This is a genomic window from Hyphomicrobium methylovorum, assembly GCF_013626205.1.
Lineage (GTDB): Bacteria > Pseudomonadota > Alphaproteobacteria > Rhizobiales > Hyphomicrobiaceae > Hyphomicrobium_B > Hyphomicrobium_B methylovorum.
The window spans coordinates 2,212,899-2,230,111 of record NZ_QHJE01000001.1 but is presented as its reverse complement, the minus strand read 5'-3'; the positions used below and the strand labels follow the sequence as shown (position 1 = coordinate 2,230,111).

Here is a 17,213-nt window from a genome sequence, read left to right as displayed (position 1 = left end):
CTCGGACCAGCGGCTGCCGGTAAGGCTGAGGAATGCGTGATATCGAGGGGTGCTAAAACGATGGTGCCCAGGGCCGAGGCCGTGAAAAACCGCTTTTTCAATACGTTAGACAATGGTGCGACACTCAAATCTAATATCGGTTTTGGTGCGCCTCTGATGGCTTGTGACTCACTTTCGGGAACTAGCACCATGGTCCTTGGCGAAGAGGAAGATGCGGTGAACAAGGACGGGAAGGATGCCGCTGCGGTCAGTCTCGGTAAGCGCGGAGAGCCTGACTCGGAAGCAGCGAAAAACGATTGCCGAAAAGGCCGCCGCGGCGCACACTTTGCGCGAAAGTAAATTGTTCTGATCAGAACACATCTACGCATCTCCTTCCGCAAGGCGGATTCCCCAAACCGGAGAGAGCCCTAGTGCTTGGTCGTCGAACTGGCACTACCACCTGCGGCCGGAACTTCCCCCGGTGTTTTGATCACCCGATTGAGAATATCTCTCAGCGCAACGACATTTCCCGATGTCATCGTAATCCTTGCACGTACGATATCATCGTGGATTACTTTTCCCTCAAACAGATCCTGCGCGCGGGGGCGCGATTGCGTAAAGGTCAGCGTAAGCAAGCCACCCGACGAAGAAATATTGAACCGGCCGTCACATAGAATTTCCGCAACGTTGTCGGGGTCGAGAACTTTGGTTGCCTCGGGATTGTCACTCATGCACCTGCCTCCGCTTTGTATGTTTGTCAGATAAATCAGTGCCTGCAGCAGCACGCCCCGCAAAAATTGCGTGCCCGCGCCACCGTCCATATCGCAATGAAGTTGTCGTTGAGCTGATCCGCCCTCCCGAACGCCGATATGCAGCGGGCTTGGCTCCCACTTGGCTTCGCTCGCGTAACCTACGCCTCGGCAATCAGCGCGCGGTCGATCCACTTTTTCGCGGCCGCTTCTGTCATCGTGCCGCTATCAGGAAACTCGTGAATCGTCTGGGCAACTGAACGTGAGTTTGCGCGCCATATATTCGCGAACCAGCCAGTACCGCGACAATGTATTTGTACCCGATATCCTCGATAGAATATCTCTTTCATTCAAAACCTTCGACTAGGCTCCAAATCCAAGATTATCCTGCTGAGGCCCGCTTGGTCTTCGTTGCTCGCGCAGCCAATGCTTCTGCAATCAGCTCACGGACGATCTGCCCCTTCTCTGGCTGCTCCATTGGGCGAGAAGCCACAATTTCTTCGATTGCTCGCATCATCGGTTCGGGAAACCGAACAGTTATCGGCCGCAACATCGCTTTGCCGCCGACTTTCGGAGGCCGACCGCGGCCTCGAGAACCAGTTTGTTTCATATCCTGACATTACGTAGCCGCATCAAATTTACAAAATCACGAAAATGTGACAGGACAAATTGTTAAACCAAGAGCCAGCGCGGAAGTGAGAGCGATACTTGAGGACGACCGGCCGCCCGAACCAAACAGTTCTATCGCCCGGCGTGGCGCGGAATGTAGCAAAAGCAGCCGGATATTTGAGGAGCAAGAACATGGCATTTTTTATTGGAATTCTGGATGGCAGCGACGACGTTTGGGGCGTGCGCGTTCCCGACGTTCCTAGATGCAACGGCGGCGGCGCAACTCCGGAGGCGGCCATTCAAGATGCGATTAGCGCGCTCCGCGAAATGGGTCACGAGACACGTACAGTAACGCCCCGCGACGCACGGACTATTATTACCGATCCGACCACAGAGTTCGCGCCCGCCGCCGGAGAAAGCCTCGTAATGTTGCCGTTCTTGGCCGAAAGCGGTGTCCTCACGCGCGCTGATATATCACTCGACGAACGCCATCTCGCTGCGATCGACGAGGCTGCGAACCGCCGCGGCGTGACACGGTCGGCGTTTCTCGTGTCAGCGGCGATCGACAAGATAGCGACCGGTAGCTGATGACGCGGCATTCGGAATTTTTCGTGATCTCGCGAAGAATTCCGAGCCCTGCGCGATGCAGTAAATGAAGCGGCCCAGCGCGGTGTGCAGCCACCGAGCCGGGCCTTGATCCTTCACCAAGACGGTTTTGGAGAAAGACCCATAAAATCCTCTATCCCAACCCGACAGGGACTCGCAATACTTGTTGGCGCCGGCCTTGCCCGATCATGAGGTTAGTTGCTTAGGTGAATTCGATGAATTTCATTCTGGCCACGGGTCCAATCTAATCCCGTTAGCTACTGCCCGCATGAGCTTCCGCACTGGCTCAGGCGGGCTCATGCGTTTGCCAGTCCCAAGATGTTTTCCGCTTTCATATTGCTTGATCGTCGTCAGCGCGACCCCAAGCGCGGCTGCCGCTTCTGTTTGCGTCATCCCGACTTTGGCACGCCATTTCGCAAATGTTGTTTCAGCCATGGTGCATGATTAACACGCAACGCGAACCTGTCAATCCATGTTGTCTGATAATAGAAGGTTGACTAGGTACGCATTGAGTACTATTATCTGTGCGTGATGGCGCTAACCAGCCCCAGAAACAAGGCGGCCCAGCGCGGTGCTTCAACACCGAGCCGGGCCTTGATCCTTCACCAATCACTACTTGGAGAAAGACCCATGAAAACCTCTATCTCAACCCCACAGGGGCTCGCAACCCTAGTCGGCGCCGCCATCCTCATCGCCGCGACGAACTCTAACATCATGCAGACGGGCGGATATTTCGGTGCACACGCCCTTGTCGTCGCCGCTCTCAGCGCTGGTGTCTTTGCCGGTGCCCGCGTTGTCGGCGCCGGCGTCACAGGCAAAATCGCAGCAATGATCATCGCCGCGCTTTGTGCCGGCGAACTCTACAATCTATTTGCAACGGCGGAACGGATCGTCGTTGAACGCGAAACGGGATCGGCTCCGTTGAAAGCCGCGCTGGATCAGCACAATAAAGCCGTTTCTAACTTGAACGCCCTTCAGAGTGCTCCAGTCACGTCGGTCCGGCTCTCACTCGCACTCGAGGCCGAAGCGAAAGCTCAGGCTGCATACGAGAAAGAACTTCGCGAAGGTGGGCGTTGCAAATCCATCTGCAACGGACTCAAAGCCAAGGCTGCTGAAGCCGAAGCCGCTGTGACCGCTGCCGCGTCGGAAGCTCAGAATTTACATCTCGCTGCAATCGAAACCGCTAAGGCTGATGTTGCTGCGAACCCGGTGCCTGCTTCTGCTACGCCGTTAGCTGACCGTATCGGATGGGCGCCATCGACACTTGACCTTCTGATGGCCGGCTTACTGTCGATCGGAGCGAATGGGCTGGCAGGCGTGCTCATCGCGTACGGAGCACACGCACCGGTTATCCAGTCAGCTTACGTGCCAGTTGCCGATGCCGTTCAGACTGACTTCGATCCAACGCACGCGGACAATCTCACTCGGTTCTTTCGTCCGGACGGCGGCGGACCCACAAAACGCGGACCGGACCGTCCGAAAAAGCCCGGACCGTCCGGCGGACTGTCGAAGTCTCAGGCCCTTGATGACCTAATGCAACGATTGGCGGACGGACAGACGATCCCAAGCCAGCAGACTCTGGCGGACGATTGGAACCGTCCGAAGCAAACCGTCCACGAGTGGATGAAGGGCTGGCGTCAGATCGGCGTTATCCCCGCTGCAACTCCTGCCGGACGGTGTAAGGCAACGGTGGCTTCATAACCTGCAAGAAGTGCAGCTAACTCAAGCCCTCGGCGCCCAGCGCCGGGGGCTTTTTTATTTCCGGCGATGCGAAGCCTGATTCTACTTAACTTTGACGCTGTCATCGTTGGGTGTGGGCGGAGGATTCTTCTTCGCGCTGCCAAGATCAGTATTACCCGATGTTCCAGTTGAAGTTCCGTTGGCACCGCTTGAAACGCTGGATCCATCCGAATTCGTATTCTTGCTTGAGACGCTGGGGTTGGGCTTTTTGCTGCTTTCCGGATGCATGCCATTGTCATCCGCCGCGATGACCGGAGTGGCGACGAAGAACGCTAATGCCGCTGCTACCAAAAATGGTTTCATAAGGGGTGCCTCCTCGGGTTTGTGTTCCGGCTCAACACTGCCCACTGAGGAACGTTCCAGAAAAAATTTTGATCGGGAAATGATCCCGGAAAGCTGCGGGACAGTCATACGTCCGGCTTTACGCTCTCCAAGAATTTGCGCTTAATGTCAGTCCGAAATTCACTTGCAGAACCCTTTATGCCGCCCTGAGCAGCGGCCATTATCAAGAGCGCAATGCGAATTCGATCTGCGGCCGGATCCCCCATGCGGGGATAGCCTTCCCGGGCAACTTCCGCCCAGACAAATTCCAATGTTTCGGTTAGAAAAACCACTTCATCAGGCCCGAAACCGCCATCGGTGATCGTCTGCCGCGCTTTCACGCTTATGTCCTTTCCACCAAAGAACTGGACCTGCATCACGACGTGTACATTCTACACCTCGCTCATATCGCTTGAAATACACATCAGGCTGATCGCGCCGCGCCGCAAAGTCCCTGTAGAGAAAATTGGCTGCAGGTAAAGCTGGTTAAGTTCAGCTGCGCGCGCTCCGTAGCCGTATCTTTTCTCTTTCTCGGCCCGGCAACTCCCGATTTTTAAAGTAAAGCCGGCAACATGGAAACAAAGTATGTGAGCCACGCATTCTGGGTGGAGGCGCTTCAATACGAACGCTTGTCCAACCGGGATCAGAATCATGGAAACGCTAGAAGATCTATTCGAAGACACTCTTCGCGATATTCTCTATGCCGAAAAGAAAATACTTAAAGCCTTGCCAAAGATGGCGCGGAAAGCCTCGTCCCCGGATTTAGCGACCGCCTTTAAGGACCATATCGCTGATACCGAAGGGCAAGTCGATCGCCTCGAAAAAATTTTCGAAATGATTGGCAAGTCGCCCCGCGGCAAAACCTGTCCGGCGATCGACGGCATGACCGAAGAGGCGTCGGAGATCATGCAAGAGGCGGAAGACGATACCGTCCGAGACGCTGGCATGCTCGCAGCGGCTCAGGCGGTCGAACACTACGAAATTTCACGTTATGGAACCTTGGCCGCTTGGGCTGATAAGCTTGGAATGCCTGACGCGGCCGATCTGCTGCGTGCAACATTGGAAGAAGAGAAAGCGACGGATCTCAAGCTCACCGAACTCGCGCTTAGCGAGATCAATGTGGACGCCGATCCGCCGGAAATGAAGGCCGCATCAAAGAAAACAGCGCGCCGGTGACGCGATGGTCAGCACGGTTCCGCTGGTTGAATTGGCAGAGCGGGTGATTGCCCTATGCCAGGCGCGAAATGAGCGCCTGGTAACTGCGGAGTCGTGTACCGCGGGCTCTCTTTCAACTTTGCTGTCCGATATTCCAGGGGCGGGTGAGATTCTTGAGGGTGGCTTTGTAAGTTACGCGAAATCCTTCAAAGCAGACGTCTTGGGTGTCGATGAGGGATTGCTAGAACAAGAAAGTGCCGTTTGCACCCCAGTCGCCCTAGCCATGTCCTACGGAGCGCTCGCACGCTCCACGGATGCTACATTAGCGGTATCGATAACCGGGGTTTGTGGTCCCAAACCTGACGAGGATGACAACCCCGTTGGACTAGCTTATCTCGCGGTCGTTTATCGAACCGGCAAGGAAAACGTAATAAAACTCGAATTGGATCGCCACCTGAGCAACGGCCATTTGCGCGGGCAAATGCTAGGGGCGGCACTCGCCTTGCTCGTCGAAACCCTCACCGCTGAGAATTGATCAGTGACAATCCGAATTATTGGGATTGTTCCAGCAGTGCATTTGACCTTAAAGCCGTGATAATCCCCAGCACCTTGATCTTCTTCTGGATCAAGGTGTTTCCATGTCTGGACCTTGCACAGTCCGGCGCTTCGTTTCAGCGCTCCCAAACCCAGATCGAAGCTTGCTGCAGTCTAGCAACCGCTCCTTAGGAAAGCCGCATCTTTAGGAATTAACGCTGCCGCCTAGAAGCACTGCGACGAAGCCCAGGCCAATCACGACTGCAGGTGCCGCAATCGCATAGAAGAACTCCATGCCGATCATAGTAAGCCTCCGAGAATGTGTCCTGCAGCCAAATTTAGTTCGACTACAGATAATCCAAGAGCCTCGGCAGTTCCAATCGGGCCTTAGACAGCTGTCACTCGGCAGCGTCGGAAAAGCATGCAATTTGCTTGAGGAATACTCGCTTTACCTGCTCGCAAAATTCCTCTCGAGATTGTATCGCCCCGGACTTGGTTGTCGATAGGATGATCATGGCCAATCGCTCGCGGGCCAAGGTCCGATCCATACCGGCATGAAGGCCTCGGGCCTCAATTTCCCGCCAAACGGCTTCAAGAACATCGGTCAAAAAGATTAAATCCTTTTCATCGAGCCCGCGGTCTAAAATGATCCTTCTAGCTTTCATAACACGCACCCTTACGCCGCCACAGAGCAAAGTTTTGGATAGTATTTCTACATCTGATTGGGGTTGCCTGCATCCAATTATGGACTTCTACAGGATAGCCGGTGTTTCCCTCCCACGCAGTCTTCTCCGCCACCGTGATCGGATATCCAGGACGAGCAACAGCTGATGGAAGATGGAAACTGCAATTCTTTGGAACGTATGAAAGCCGAGGATGGTTCAACTAGAAGATGACCTGTGGAGGATCCCGTGGATACCAATACGCTTCTAATCATCGTGCTCATCGTTTTCCTTCTCGGCGGCGGAGGCTTGTATGGGCGAGGGCGCTGGTGGTAAATCCAGCAATACCCCTACGCCGCAAACTTCGGCTTCGCGCCTGTTCTCGGCATGCGATCCCAACCTAATGGCGCAGAGCCTTTGTTCGAGTAAACGGTGATTTTCTTGCAACAAAGGCCTGCACGTGCAGCCACGTGGTGCACAGATAGCCAACCAATCAGTTAGCTGCTACGTTGGTTGGCATACTCAGAAACACTAGTTTTGCCGAGTTATGGCTTTCGCATCGCGAGCCTCCGGCCCTTGAGGGCCATCTTATGACTTCAGTTCCTTCCAATTTTCTGGTTGAGGCCGCTAGCACTCTTGCTATCGTGGCTTCTTCCAACGAACCTCTGCTCTTTTTATCTGGCGATCTCAGAGTGATTGCCGGCAGCGCGTCGTTCTGCCAAACATTTGATATTGACGCTGCAAGTCTTCCTGGCCGTTTAGTTTCTGAAATTGGCTCGGGCGAATGGGCCATCCCTCAACTCCTCTCCCTGCTGAAGGCCACGGCTTCCGGATTCGCACAAATTGACGTTTACGAAGTCAATATCGTCTCCCAGGATAACAAGCCACGCTGCCTCTTGCTCAACGCGCGGCGGCTCGACGACGGAGATAAGTATCGCGTGCGTCTTCTACTAGCGATAACGGACGTAACGAGCGCTCGTGACGAGGCTCGCCAGAAAGATGACCTCATTCGCGAGAAGTCGATCCTTCTGGAGGAACTACAGCATCGCGTTGCGAACAGCCTCCAGATTATCGCGAGCGTCTTGATGCAGAGTGCCCGCAGTGTTCAGTCGGATGAAGCGAGAGGCCATCTTCAGCTGGCACATCATAGAGTGTTGTCGATTGCGGCTGTCCAACGCCACCTGGAGATGTCCAGCGTTGGAGATGTAACGCTTGCGCCTTATCTGGTGCAGCTTTGCGAAAGCCTTGCCGCTTCGATGATCATGGGCTCCGGGCGATTAGCCATTAAAGTGAAAGTCGACCATAGCGTCGTGGCTGCGAATGTTTCTGTGAGTATCGGCCTCATCGTTACAGAACTCGTAATCAATGCGCTTAAGCACGCCTACCCTAACAATCGTTCCGGCGTAATCCGCGTCGATTTCCGTTCAGAAGGCCACGAACGGAGCTTAACGGTGACCGACGACGGTGTCGGCATGCCGTCCGATCCTGAAAAAGCCAAGGCGGGGCTCGGAACCGGAATAGTAGAGGCGCTGTCGAAACAGCTTGGTGGCAAAATTAGCGTGAGCAGTGGTGGGCCGGGAACGACCGTGCAAATTGTCTTCAATAAGGTCGTCGCCAAGGATGTCGATGCGCGACCAGCAGCCTAGAAAGCGATTTCGCGCGCTTGTCGATGCAAGGGTGAAACTCCACCCACTCCATCAGTGTTCGTGGACCACCTGTTAAGTTGATCGTGGTCTCGGACCGAACAACTGTTGAGCAAAGCAATCCGCCGCACGGGCCAGATTATCTCAAAGCCTTACACTGAAAATAGCATAATAGACGCTGGGCGCGAATGCTAGCCGAAGTCACGTCGCTTGGACTATTTGGTGATCTTTGCACGAGAAGGCTTCTTCGCTGGCACTTCCGCTTCTCGCGCTATCCTTGCTGCTCGCAACCGCGCCGTCTTTGCGCGCGTGGCGATCATCTCAGCCTCATGCTCTTTGACGGCTAACGCGGTATCCTGTTCTCGCTGTAGCTTGATTTTCATTGCTGACGATTTTGCCAGCGCAGCATCACGCTCGGGCTTCATCCTATCGATGGCCGCTTGATGTCGAGCGCTCTTTGGATAGTCCCAAACATCCATGATAGTTTCCTTCGGTTAGAGATTGGCCGGATAGGCCGGAAAAAGAAACAGCCCGCGCATAAGCAACAGCATGCGATTGCTTACTGAAGCTCAGCAGATATTTACCACGAGGTTCCCGCCCAGGTATTTGTCAGGGTTCTGGCCACCCGGATACGTTCACTTCTCATGCTGTAAAACATTCGCATCATTCTTCTGGGCAACTTCAAGGTCTGCCGGATCAATGGCAACTAACTGCCTTGCTCCATCGCCATACCCATTGGCCTTCAGAGTTATCGTGGTCGAGACGCGGCGGTAGGCAATGAATGACAGACCTTCGATAAGCTCTTCGCAGGTTTCGATATCGTACGTTCCCGCTTCCAACTTCTCCTCTATACCGCCGAGAGAGAAAGGATGCAGAAACGTGACGGCCTTGCGCGTTGTCCGCTCCAGCACGACAGCCTCCAAATTGTTCTGATGTCTTCGCCGCCCCTAGCGATGGTGCTAGGAGCGACGTGTCAGCGGCAACGCGGCAATAAGGCCGCCAACCGAAAACCAACAAAGGCGCTTACGTCCTTTTGCGGTTGCGCTTTATCCAGCGGCTCTTTGGGTTGAACTGAATACACATGGACTTCAATAGTGTTTTAATAAAGTCCCTCAGTGTGGAAATAAAAGTGGGCAGAGTGCTTAAAGGATCAACTTCAGATGCCACGACTATGATGGCGTCCGCCCTGCTGTTTATGCCCTTTGCTATGTTAGCTGTGTGCATTGCTGCCTTCGCGGTCGTTTGGCTTCGCGCGAGTGCATGAACGGTCGCCTTTAATTTGGCTGGCGATCCGCGATGAAGGCTAAGCGCAACAGCGTCTTGTCAACTCTCTGCTTTAGTGTGCGGAGCGAAGCCCGGATGCATTGCAACTTTTCGCGATCAAGTTCTTTCAGCCTATTGTGCGGCGTAGCTTCGATCTCGTCGCATAATTCCAACAAACGGACTGGGTTAATGGGCATAGCTGACGCCACTCCAATAGTTGAGCTTTCGCGCATCATCTTACGGTACCGAATGTCTCCGCCGATTAGAGGTAGATCGGATAAGTCAGACTGGCCGACGTTTGACGGACTGCAAGCCCCCTGACATCATCGACAAAGAGTACGAGCTTGCGGGAAAAGGAAACGGCGCGCGCATAGGCAAGAGCGTGGGACTTGGTATTGAAACTCCGAAGATGTTGGCTGTGGGGTTCTTTTAGGACCGACCAGGTACTGGCAAGCCCTGCGGCTACTCGGATATGTTCACTTTCCAATGTCATGGTTCCTTTAGGGTTGCAGAAACGTGACGGCCTTGCGCGGTTTCAGCTCCCGAACGAAGGTCTCCAAATTGTTCTGATAAATCGCTGCTAGCGTTAGCGCTTGAGCAGCGCAGTTTTCGCAAGGGCGACTTGAGCTAGCAAGGCACTAACAGGCTTTAGCGGATAGGCATCGCCGAAGCAGCTGTGCACACATCCTAACACACGTGCGTACAATAGTGTTCACTTTAAATTCCGGTTTCATAAGATTAAACATCGAAAGCGCGTGTTGGCGATGTCCGCGCAGCCAACCAGAGCACGAAATGCGATAAATTGCGCCTCGTGCAGCTCCGTTCCTTGGCTTTCCTGCGCGCATCGGCTGAATGAATGATATGTTTGCCGTCGTCTGACGCTTTTTGGCTACTGATCATGCCGCTCCCACATCCCCAGGACGAAAGCTAGCGCGCCCCGTGCCTTCTCGACAAGGCCAGTCACAGCTACATCCCAACGGGCGCGCTGACGCCCAGCGCCGAATTGCCCCAGGGCTTGAGCGTGTTGCCTTCAAAGCGTTGCGATATATAACGCGGTGAGGGTGTCGCCGCATGCAGCGGTGAAACAGGATTGCGCTGGTCGGGCCGCCACGCGGAGAGCCCGCGCCCATGAATCGACAGATCAATGCCCGCGATCTGCCCCGCGCCCAGAGGCTGGCTGAGCGCGCCTTTAGCACCCTCCTTCGATTTCTTCACGTAGAAGCTTTGAGTGGTGTGCTTCTGCTACTGGCTTCCGCAGTCGCATTGATTTGGGCCAACTCGTCATTCGAGCAGAGCTACGTTGACCTCTGGCACATTCCGCTCTCCATTGGCATCGGCGACTTCGTGTTTTCCAAGTCCCTGCATTTTTGGATCAACGACGGTTTGATGACCGTCTTCTTTCTCGTGGTTGGAATGGAAATCCGGCGAGAGATGCACGAAGGCGCGTTGAGCAAATTCGATGAGGCGATTTTGCCAGTTGTAGCGGCGATGGGCGGGGTAATCGGACCGGCCCTCATTTATTTGACGGTCAATGCCAATACTATGCAATCGCACGGTTGGGCGGTGCCAACCGCCACCGACATCGCCTTTGCGGTCGGCGTGCTCGCACTTCTTGGGCGAATCATTCCAGCCAATGTTCGAATTTTCCTGCTCGCGCTAGCGATCATCGACGACGTTATCGCGGTGCTAATTATCGCCTTTGTGTATTCAGGCGGTCTCCAGCCGATTGGGTTCATGATCGCGGCGCTCGGTCTCCTTATGGTTTTCGGAATGCAACGCATCGGCGCCGGGTCCGCGTATTTCTATATTTTGCCAGGTGCGGTCGTTTGGACGGGCTTTTTCGTTGCCGGCATCCATCCAACACTTGCGGGCGTTCTACTTGGTCTCTTGACGCCCGTGCGCTCAGTTCCGATGCGCGAAGCCCCCGTGGACGTCGTCTCTCGCATCGCTGAGGAATTGCGCAACGACGACGCCGTGGCCGCTAAGGATATACACCGGTTGGAGGGACCTCTTCGGCTCCTGGGCGTGGCGCGCCGAGAAATACTGCCGCCAGTCGTCCGCGTTCAGACGGCGCTCCATCCGTGGGTCGCCTTCATCATCATGCCAGTCTTCGCGCTAGCGAATGCGGGTGTGGGCCTAGCAGGTGTCGATCTGTCGAACGCGGATGCGCAGCTTGTCATGCTGGGAGTCGGCCTAGCTCTTGTCCTCGGAAAACCTATCGGAATCGTCACGGCGACGTGGTTGATGGTCCGGCTTCGCTGGTCGCGACTGCCGCAGGGTGTATCTTGGAGCGGAATCGGCCTTATCGGTCTTCTCGCAGGCATTGGCTTTACGATGTCGATTTTCATCGCGATGCTGGCTTTCACAGACGAAGACCTTCTTCGCGCCGCGAAGCTTGGCGTGCTAGTCGGCTCCCTGATCTCGGCAATAGCTGGGATCGGTTGGGGTTTCTTTTACACACGGCGCCTGCGCCGTGTTTCGAAACCTAATTAGCGGAAGCAGAGACTATCTGATGCCAAGCAGCAAGGGTGTCTATCGAATAAAACAAGATGGGGAACCGGCAGCCCTGGTCAACTATGGTATTTCAAAAGGCTTCGCGATTATTCCAAAAGCGCAGTACGAGGCCGAAGGACATAAGCCTCCCTTTAATTGGCTACCGACTAGGGAAGAGTTTGAAAATCGTGGCTGAGATTATACGCTGATGGTTCAGTGGAGAGCGGGCAGCTCGATCCGTTGGCCGGTTCGCCCTGCCCCGCAAATGGCGATGTGGCAATCGATTGAGCTAGGCCGCCTTGCCCCAACGCGGAAAGGGATCGGATAGCTTCGCCCAAGCCTTCGTGTCGACAGCTCCTTCCGCCGGCAAATCGAGCAGACTCGCATCGAGTTCTGCAATGATGGCGGTCTTATTCATCTCGCGAGTGCCTATAAAGACGATCTCCTGCCGCCGATCGCCCCAAGACTTGTGCCAATCTTTTTCGATGCGTGCGACCAGCGCCTCATCCTTGGGCCAATTTTCCTTCGGTACAGCGGCCCACCAGTAACCCATCGCCTCGTGGCGAACGAGCGCACCCGCTTGCGAAACTTCGCCGACAAATTCCGGACGCGAAGCGAGCCAGAAGAACCCCTTTACTCGTACTACGCCGGGCCACGGTTTACTGAAGAATGCGTGCACTTTCTCTGGCTCGAAGGGGCGGCGCGCTCGATAGACAAAGCTTGAGATACCGTATTCCTCGGTCTCGGGAAGATGCTCCTTGAAGCCATTGAGTTCCTTGAACCAGGTCGGATGCCGATGTGCCTCGTCAAAATCGAACAGGCCCGTATCGATAATATCGCGCGTTGAAACCCGCGCATGACTGGTTTCGATGATGCGCGCGTCCGCATTCAGCGAGCGAATAATGGTGCGCGCTGCTTGGACCTCATGTGGCTTTGCTATGTCGACCTTGTTCAGAACGATGATGTTGGCGAACTCGATCTGATCGACAAGGAGTTGCACAAGGGAGCGCTCATCCTCCTCGCCCGCCACTTCGCCCCGGTCCTTGAGGAAGTCGTGAGATGCATAGTCCTTCAGGAGGTGCGCTGCATCCACCACCGTGACCAAGGTATCGAGCCGAGCGAAGTCTGAAAGGCTGTTGCCATTCTCATCGCGGAACTCAAAGGTCGCAGCGACAGGCAGCGGCTCAGCGATGCCGGTACTCTCGATGAGGAGATAGTCGAAAGTCTTCTCTGCTGAGAGACGGCGAACCTCCTTCAAGAGATCGTCTCGCAGCGAACAACAAATGCAGCCATTCGACATCTCGACCAACGTTTCATCGGTACGCGACAGGTTCGCACCGCCATTGGCTATGAGATCGGCGTCAATGTTGACTTCGCTCATATCGTTGACGATGAGCGCAACCTTGAGCCCGTCACGGTTATTCAAGACGTGGTTGAGAAGCGTCGTTTTCCCAGCGCCAAGAAAACCGGAAAGCACCGTAACCGGAAGTCGCGAATCCTCAGCTTCTCCCGAACAGTTCAAATGCTGCATTGCCTTTATTCCTAACAATCGACCTTACTTCAATGAAACGGATATTATAACATCCGTCAAGAGTGCAGATTAGGTTAGTCAGATCCGGCCCCCTTCCCATTTCGTAGCTCGGGGCCAAGCCAGCTCCGGTGAGAATTCAACGACGTACGGCGGAGGATCGGGCTCTCGTATACTAGCGATCATTACTGGACGCAGAACGACAACGGAAAGTATCACCCCTTCCGCGATCAAGAACGCCGTTAGGAACGGCGACTTGATCGAGACTTCCAGCTTCTGTGCCATCTGATTCACTCCCCCACCTTCCTCGCGATCGCAATCAAGTAATCGAACCGCCGCAACATCTCCTTGTCAGTCCACACCTCGATTTTGCGAGCAGCCGCGTGCTTGCGGATCTCCGTCGTGATGAGCGCGAGACCTGCGTCGTCATCGCTGAAGCTCATCCAGTCGCCGCGGCCGTCTTCAAACTGGCGGCTCGCGAGAAGACTCTGATACGTATCCCGCCAAATCTGATCGGCCTCGTCCCAATCATCGCACCAGAACCGGGTGATCAGGGCGCGCTCTTGATAGGACTCGCTTGACGAGAGAACCGCGCTTTTCCGATCCTCCCAGGATTGCGTCAGTCCCATCATCACGGGCCAGCCCCCCTGGTTGTCCCCCCAATACCTCTGCTGTGCGCCAGTGAGATTGGCAGCGATCCAAAGCGCTGTTGGCGAAATGTCCTCGAACGCTAGGCGGCGTTCCGGTGAAAGACGAGGAACGACCAACCGCTCATAGTGAGGTGACGTGCCCGAGTCGTTGGCCGGTTGTGTGCCGGGTGTCTGAAGCTGATTCATCTGCGCGCTGCCTCCTGCTCCAGCAATCGTTGACCTTTGAGCAGCCGCTCGGTCGTCGACAGCACAGAAGCTCCGATAGCGTCGGCTGCATCCCTCAGAACCGCCTCGAGCACCGTCGGTTTGCAGCCAACCCAGCGGCCGTCACGCCGCTTGCCTGACTGCTCAAGAAGCTCGAGACCACGTGCGATCACACGTCCCGCAACAACTTCGTTCTGCACGTAAATCGTCATCGCGATGCCGCACACCCGTGGGTTCGCCTTCCGGAAACTGCGAAGCTCGCGTTCCGGGTCGCGTGTCGACACTACCTTCATAAAGTCATCGCTCTCAGCGATTGCGATGATCGCTTGAAGATCGAGCGCCGCAAGCGCGGCCTCAAGTTCTTTGCTGTTGGGTTGCGCGTCGGTAGCAGTCGATGACCGCTCGGTTGTAGAGCGTTCTGACTTTAGTTGCATTGAACTTCCCCTTTTTGAACTTCGGCATTTCGGCGATGGCGCGAATTGAAAACCCCTTGGCTCGCAGCCAGCAGACGTCTTGTTGCTCACGCTGCAGCCGAGCGAACCAGGTGAGAACGAGCTCGGAATCATCCTGCTGCGCGCGGCTCGGACGAAATCGTGTGTCGATCGCAGGCGCATAGTCGCCGAGCCCGGCGCACGTGATCAGCCCGTAGACCTTGACGCGGACCATCGCGCGGATCTCATCCGGCAGGCTCAGGTGCACCTTGAGCGCCGTAATCAGACGATCGTTGAATACCTCGAGCGCGGCAGGAACGTCGGCGAGTTCCGGCCCACTATGACGTGGCACGGGTTCCAGACCAGGCTTCTTGATCGGAGTGAGAGGCGACCAGCCTTCAGGCCAGTCGCTCTCAGGCACACGCACCGGCACATTGAAACGATTGAAGCGATAGAAGGCCTTGTAACTACGGTTACGGCCCTTCGACCAACGCCAGTACCCAAGACCATCCCACGAACGACCATAGAGGTGAGCGCGGGTGTTTTCCGGCAGCGAGGCGATGATGAATTCACCAACGGCCGGACGCTGCCGAGCAATAGATATGGGCTCCTGCATGGTCATGCGCGCACCCGCCAGCCGCTCGGCTCTATCAAACGACACCGGCCATCAATCCAAGACCAGAACGTCAAGCGGCCACCAAGCAAACGTCGATGTGCGAAGCCTGACCTCACGCCGGCTGCTGTTCGGAGGTCAAGTTCGACGTCGTGCGGAGGTTCGGACAGAACCGGACTCCACCGTGCCGGTCTCGGCGCAGGCGCGGGCATCGTCCCCGCCCACACGCCGTGGCGTTCTTCCTCGCCGGAAAGCAAGATCGGATCGATCACGCTGCCGTCCTCCAGGTTTCGGCGACGGCGCGCGGTATCCAATACGGCATCGGACCGTCAGCCAGGTCCAACTGGCCTTCGAGCATCTCGGCACCGTCATCGATCAGAACGTGCTCTCGGCCGTAGTCGTCGATGAGGAGCAGAGCTGGTGCGCCCAGCGCTCCGACAGTGTCGTCGTGTGTAAAATCGGCGGGGAGTTCCATCAGTGGCCCTCCGCTCTCACCGGCGGCCACGTGAGCCGATCCAGTTCGTCGACGGCGCCAGATGCGCTCCAGAGCTGCGGTGCGCTGATGTCAGGCGGCGGAGCAACCGAAGCTATGATCTGCCGGAAGACCGAGACAGGAGAAGAGATGTCTCGACGGAGTTTGGGACCCAGTACAAGCACGCGCTTCATCCCTTCCATCAGACCGCGGAGGAGCGCCGGGGAAGTGCCGTCCGTAAGATCAACCAGCAGTTCAATGTCGTCATCGGTGAGTTCGAAAGGAGCGGAATACCGTTTGAGGATTGCAAACCGTTCTTCCTCCCCCGGTAGAGCAACGCAAATTTGAAGACCGAAACGGCGCCACATGGCGGGATCGATATCTTCAGCAAGATTCGTTGCGGCGAGTGCGATTCCGTTGAAGCCTTCAATACGACGCAACATAATCGACATCGATGAGTTGAAGTCTTTGTCCCCCGCGCTCGATCCGCGAGTTGTACGCTTTGACATCATCGCGTCTGCCTCGTCGAACAGCACGACGCACTTGTCTGAGACGGCATTCAGCGCGTCGAACACCATTCCGATGTTCTCGCCCGTAGCACCGATCCAACGTTCGTGAATTCTCTCAGTCTGAAGTGCGACGAGCGGAAGCCCGAGCCGAGCGGCCAAATGGTGCGCGAGCGTCGTTTTACCCGTCCCTGGCGGCCCATACAGCAGAGCAGTCGAGCGCGCTTTTAGACCAACGGACTTCAGTTCATCACTCGCGCGAATTTCCGTCATCCACTCAAAGACGGCAGCACGCACCGGTGCCGCCAATATCGGTTCCATCGCGTCTCGAGGACGAAGTATTTCTCCAAACCGATCGAGCACGCCCCATGGATCGCCACTACCTGAAGCCTGAGAGAACGACCTCATGCAGCACCGCTGTTTCCGCCGTTGCCATTCTTCGGATCGTCAGGCTTCGAATTATCTGGTTTAGACTCCTTTCGACGCCAAGCAGTCGGGATACCCATTCCGTCGGAGCCCTGCTCTTCGCACCAACCCTCATCCCAAGCCGCGCGTTTCGCGTCTCCTGCTGGATAGGGATTTTCAGTGACCTTCAGTCCATCACGCGCCGCTTGTCGGCCCTTCTCCCGGGACTCTTCAACGGTCTCTTGGATCTCCGGAGTTTGTTCGACCTCGCCGATCGGAAGATCGGGCGGAGTATCGTGGTTCTCGTCGACCTCTCCAGTCTCCGGATTGATCTTCGGCTGCTCGCTGAGCTTTTTGCGTGCAAACTCACCAAGCGGTGTGCCGTCGAGCATGCCCAGCGCGCCTTTGTAAACCTCCAGAAGCGCTTCAGCTTCCTGCCGCTCAGACTCAGACATGCGCCGAAGCCGAAGAATTTCGCGCATCGTCTTGCCGCAAAATCCAAGAGCCTTAGCCTCAAGGAAAATTTCGGTCCGATCGGAGTTGCGCTTAGCGATTTCGCCGTTGACGTACTCGATACGCTCGATGAATGAGCGAAGCTGCTTGCCCGCAGCAGAGTTATGACCGATGCCATTCATCCGGATATCTCCCCG

General features: G+C 55.8%; 22 protein-coding genes. 8 read left to right on the top strand and 14 right to left on the bottom strand.

Translation table 11 applies throughout. From position 1 onward, the window contains the following. The first annotated feature begins 189 nt into the window (after positions 1-189). Positions 190-339, top strand: a complete 150-nt coding sequence (locus tag DLM45_RS10830; RefSeq protein ID WP_181337121.1) for a hypothetical protein — start codon at positions 190-192, stop codon at positions 337-339. Positions 340-407: 68 nt separating this feature from the next. On the opposite strand, the gene DLM45_RS10825 is transcribed toward DLM45_RS10830, so the two are convergent. After that, positions 408-710 carry a hypothetical protein gene (locus tag DLM45_RS10825; protein WP_181337120.1) on the bottom strand — a complete coding sequence of 101 codons (303 nt, stop codon included), beginning with the start codon at positions 708-710 and terminating at the stop codon, positions 408-410. A gap of 819 nt (positions 711-1,529) precedes the next feature. Here DLM45_RS10825 and DLM45_RS10820 point away from each other — a divergent pair. Next, a complete protein-coding gene (locus tag DLM45_RS10820; RefSeq protein WP_181337119.1) occupies positions 1,530-1,925 on the top strand; it encodes a type II toxin-antitoxin system HicB family antitoxin in 396 nt (131 codons plus the stop codon). Positions 1,926-2,165: 240 nt separating this feature from the next. Here the strand turns inward: DLM45_RS10820 and DLM45_RS16730 are convergent, their stop codons facing one another. Next, on the bottom strand, positions 2,166-2,378 hold the full coding sequence (locus DLM45_RS16730) for a helix-turn-helix domain-containing protein (protein ID WP_181337118.1): 213 nt from the start codon (positions 2,376-2,378) through the stop codon (positions 2,166-2,168). Positions 2,379-2,573: 195 nt separating this feature from the next. Between DLM45_RS16730 and DLM45_RS10810 the strand changes: the two genes are divergently transcribed. Then, entirely contained in the window at positions 2,574-3,644 is a 1,071-nt protein-coding gene (locus tag DLM45_RS10810; RefSeq protein ID WP_181337117.1) for a hypothetical protein, read from the top strand. Positions 3,645-3,725: 81 nt separating this feature from the next. Here the strand turns inward: DLM45_RS10810 and DLM45_RS10805 are convergent, their stop codons facing one another. Both DLM45_RS10805 and DLM45_RS10800 read right to left on the bottom strand, forming a co-directional pair. Next, positions 3,726-3,986, bottom strand: coding sequence for a hypothetical protein (locus tag DLM45_RS10805; RefSeq protein WP_181337116.1), 261 nt, complete (start codon positions 3,984-3,986; stop codon positions 3,726-3,728). Between the two features lie 104 nt (positions 3,987-4,090). Then, a complete protein-coding gene (locus tag DLM45_RS10800; RefSeq protein WP_210269827.1) occupies positions 4,091-4,384 on the bottom strand; it encodes a hypothetical protein in 294 nt (97 codons plus the stop codon). Between the two features lie 271 nt (positions 4,385-4,655). Here DLM45_RS10800 and DLM45_RS10795 point away from each other — a divergent pair, with 271 nt between their 5' ends. The 3 genes from DLM45_RS10795 (at position 4,656) to DLM45_RS10785 (ending at position 8,001) form a co-directional block, all read left to right on the top strand. Further along, positions 4,656-5,180 carry a YciE/YciF ferroxidase family protein gene (locus DLM45_RS10795; protein WP_181337114.1) on the top strand — a complete coding sequence of 175 codons (525 nt, stop codon included), beginning with the start codon at positions 4,656-4,658 and terminating at the stop codon, positions 5,178-5,180. Between the two features lie 4 nt (positions 5,181-5,184). Then, entirely contained in the window at positions 5,185-5,694 is a 510-nt protein-coding gene (locus DLM45_RS10790) for a CinA family protein (RefSeq protein ID WP_181337113.1), read from the top strand. A gap of 1,251 nt (positions 5,695-6,945) precedes the next feature. Next, a complete protein-coding gene (locus tag DLM45_RS10785; protein WP_181338288.1) occupies positions 6,946-8,001 on the top strand; it encodes a sensor histidine kinase in 1,056 nt (351 codons plus the stop codon). 212 nt (positions 8,002-8,213) lie between these two features. On the opposite strand, the gene DLM45_RS10780 is transcribed toward DLM45_RS10785, so the two are convergent. From DLM45_RS10780 to DLM45_RS10770, 3 genes are all read right to left on the bottom strand, one after another. Further along, complete coding sequence (locus tag DLM45_RS10780) at positions 8,214-8,477, bottom strand: hypothetical protein (protein ID WP_181337112.1); 264 nt, start codon at positions 8,475-8,477, stop codon at positions 8,214-8,216. Between the two features lie 156 nt (positions 8,478-8,633). Then, positions 8,634-8,909 (bottom strand): hypothetical protein, encoded by a 276-nt coding sequence (locus tag DLM45_RS10775; RefSeq protein WP_181337111.1) that lies wholly within the window; start codon positions 8,907-8,909, stop codon positions 8,634-8,636. A 1,318-nt stretch (positions 8,910-10,227) separates the two neighbouring features. Continuing rightward, entirely contained in the window at positions 10,228-10,476 is a 249-nt protein-coding gene (locus tag DLM45_RS10770) for a hypothetical protein (RefSeq protein WP_181338391.1), read from the bottom strand. Here DLM45_RS10770 and nhaA point away from each other — a divergent pair. Both nhaA and DLM45_RS10760 read left to right on the top strand, forming a co-directional pair. Next, positions 10,390-11,754, top strand: a complete 1,365-nt coding sequence (gene nhaA, locus DLM45_RS10765; RefSeq protein WP_181337110.1) for a Na+/H+ antiporter NhaA — start codon at positions 10,390-10,392, stop codon at positions 11,752-11,754. The genes DLM45_RS10770 and nhaA overlap by 87 nt on opposite strands. A 19-nt stretch (positions 11,755-11,773) precedes the next feature. Continuing rightward, a complete protein-coding gene (locus DLM45_RS10760; protein ID WP_181337109.1) occupies positions 11,774-11,950 on the top strand; it encodes a hypothetical protein in 177 nt (58 codons plus the stop codon). A gap of 93 nt (positions 11,951-12,043) precedes the next feature. On the opposite strand, the gene zigA is transcribed toward DLM45_RS10760, so the two are convergent. From zigA to DLM45_RS10725, 7 genes are all read right to left on the bottom strand, one after another. Then, the gene (gene zigA, locus DLM45_RS10755) at positions 12,044-13,285 is read right to left on the bottom strand and encodes a zinc metallochaperone GTPase ZigA (RefSeq protein WP_181337108.1); all 1,242 of its coding nucleotides are present in this window, start codon (positions 13,283-13,285) and stop codon (positions 12,044-12,046) included. Positions 13,286-13,572: 287 nt separating this feature from the next. Next, on the bottom strand, positions 13,573-14,118 hold the full coding sequence (locus tag DLM45_RS10750; protein WP_181337107.1) for a hypothetical protein: 546 nt from the start codon (positions 14,116-14,118) through the stop codon (positions 13,573-13,575). Beyond that, a complete protein-coding gene (locus DLM45_RS10745) occupies positions 14,115-14,429 on the bottom strand; it encodes a hypothetical protein (protein WP_181337106.1) in 315 nt (104 codons plus the stop codon). Before DLM45_RS10745 ends, DLM45_RS10750 begins: the two co-directional genes overlap by 4 nt. Before the next feature lie 61 nt (positions 14,430-14,490). Then, on the bottom strand, positions 14,491-15,228 hold the full coding sequence (locus DLM45_RS10740; RefSeq protein ID WP_181337105.1) for a hypothetical protein: 738 nt from the start codon (positions 15,226-15,228) through the stop codon (positions 14,491-14,493). 220 nt (positions 15,229-15,448) lie between these two features. Further along, entirely contained in the window at positions 15,449-15,655 is a 207-nt protein-coding gene (locus DLM45_RS10735; RefSeq protein ID WP_181337104.1) for a hypothetical protein, read from the bottom strand. After that, complete coding sequence (locus tag DLM45_RS10730) at positions 15,655-16,566, bottom strand: AAA family ATPase (protein WP_181337103.1); 912 nt, start codon at positions 16,564-16,566, stop codon at positions 15,655-15,657. Before DLM45_RS10730 ends, DLM45_RS10735 begins: the two co-directional genes overlap by 1 nt. Further along, positions 16,563-17,198: a DUF2312 domain-containing protein gene (locus tag DLM45_RS10725; RefSeq protein WP_181337102.1), complete on the bottom strand. Its 636-nt coding sequence runs from the start codon at positions 17,196-17,198 to the stop codon at positions 16,563-16,565. The genes DLM45_RS10730 and DLM45_RS10725 overlap by 4 nt, the downstream gene beginning before the upstream one ends. Between the last annotated feature and the right edge of the window lie 15 nt (positions 17,199-17,213).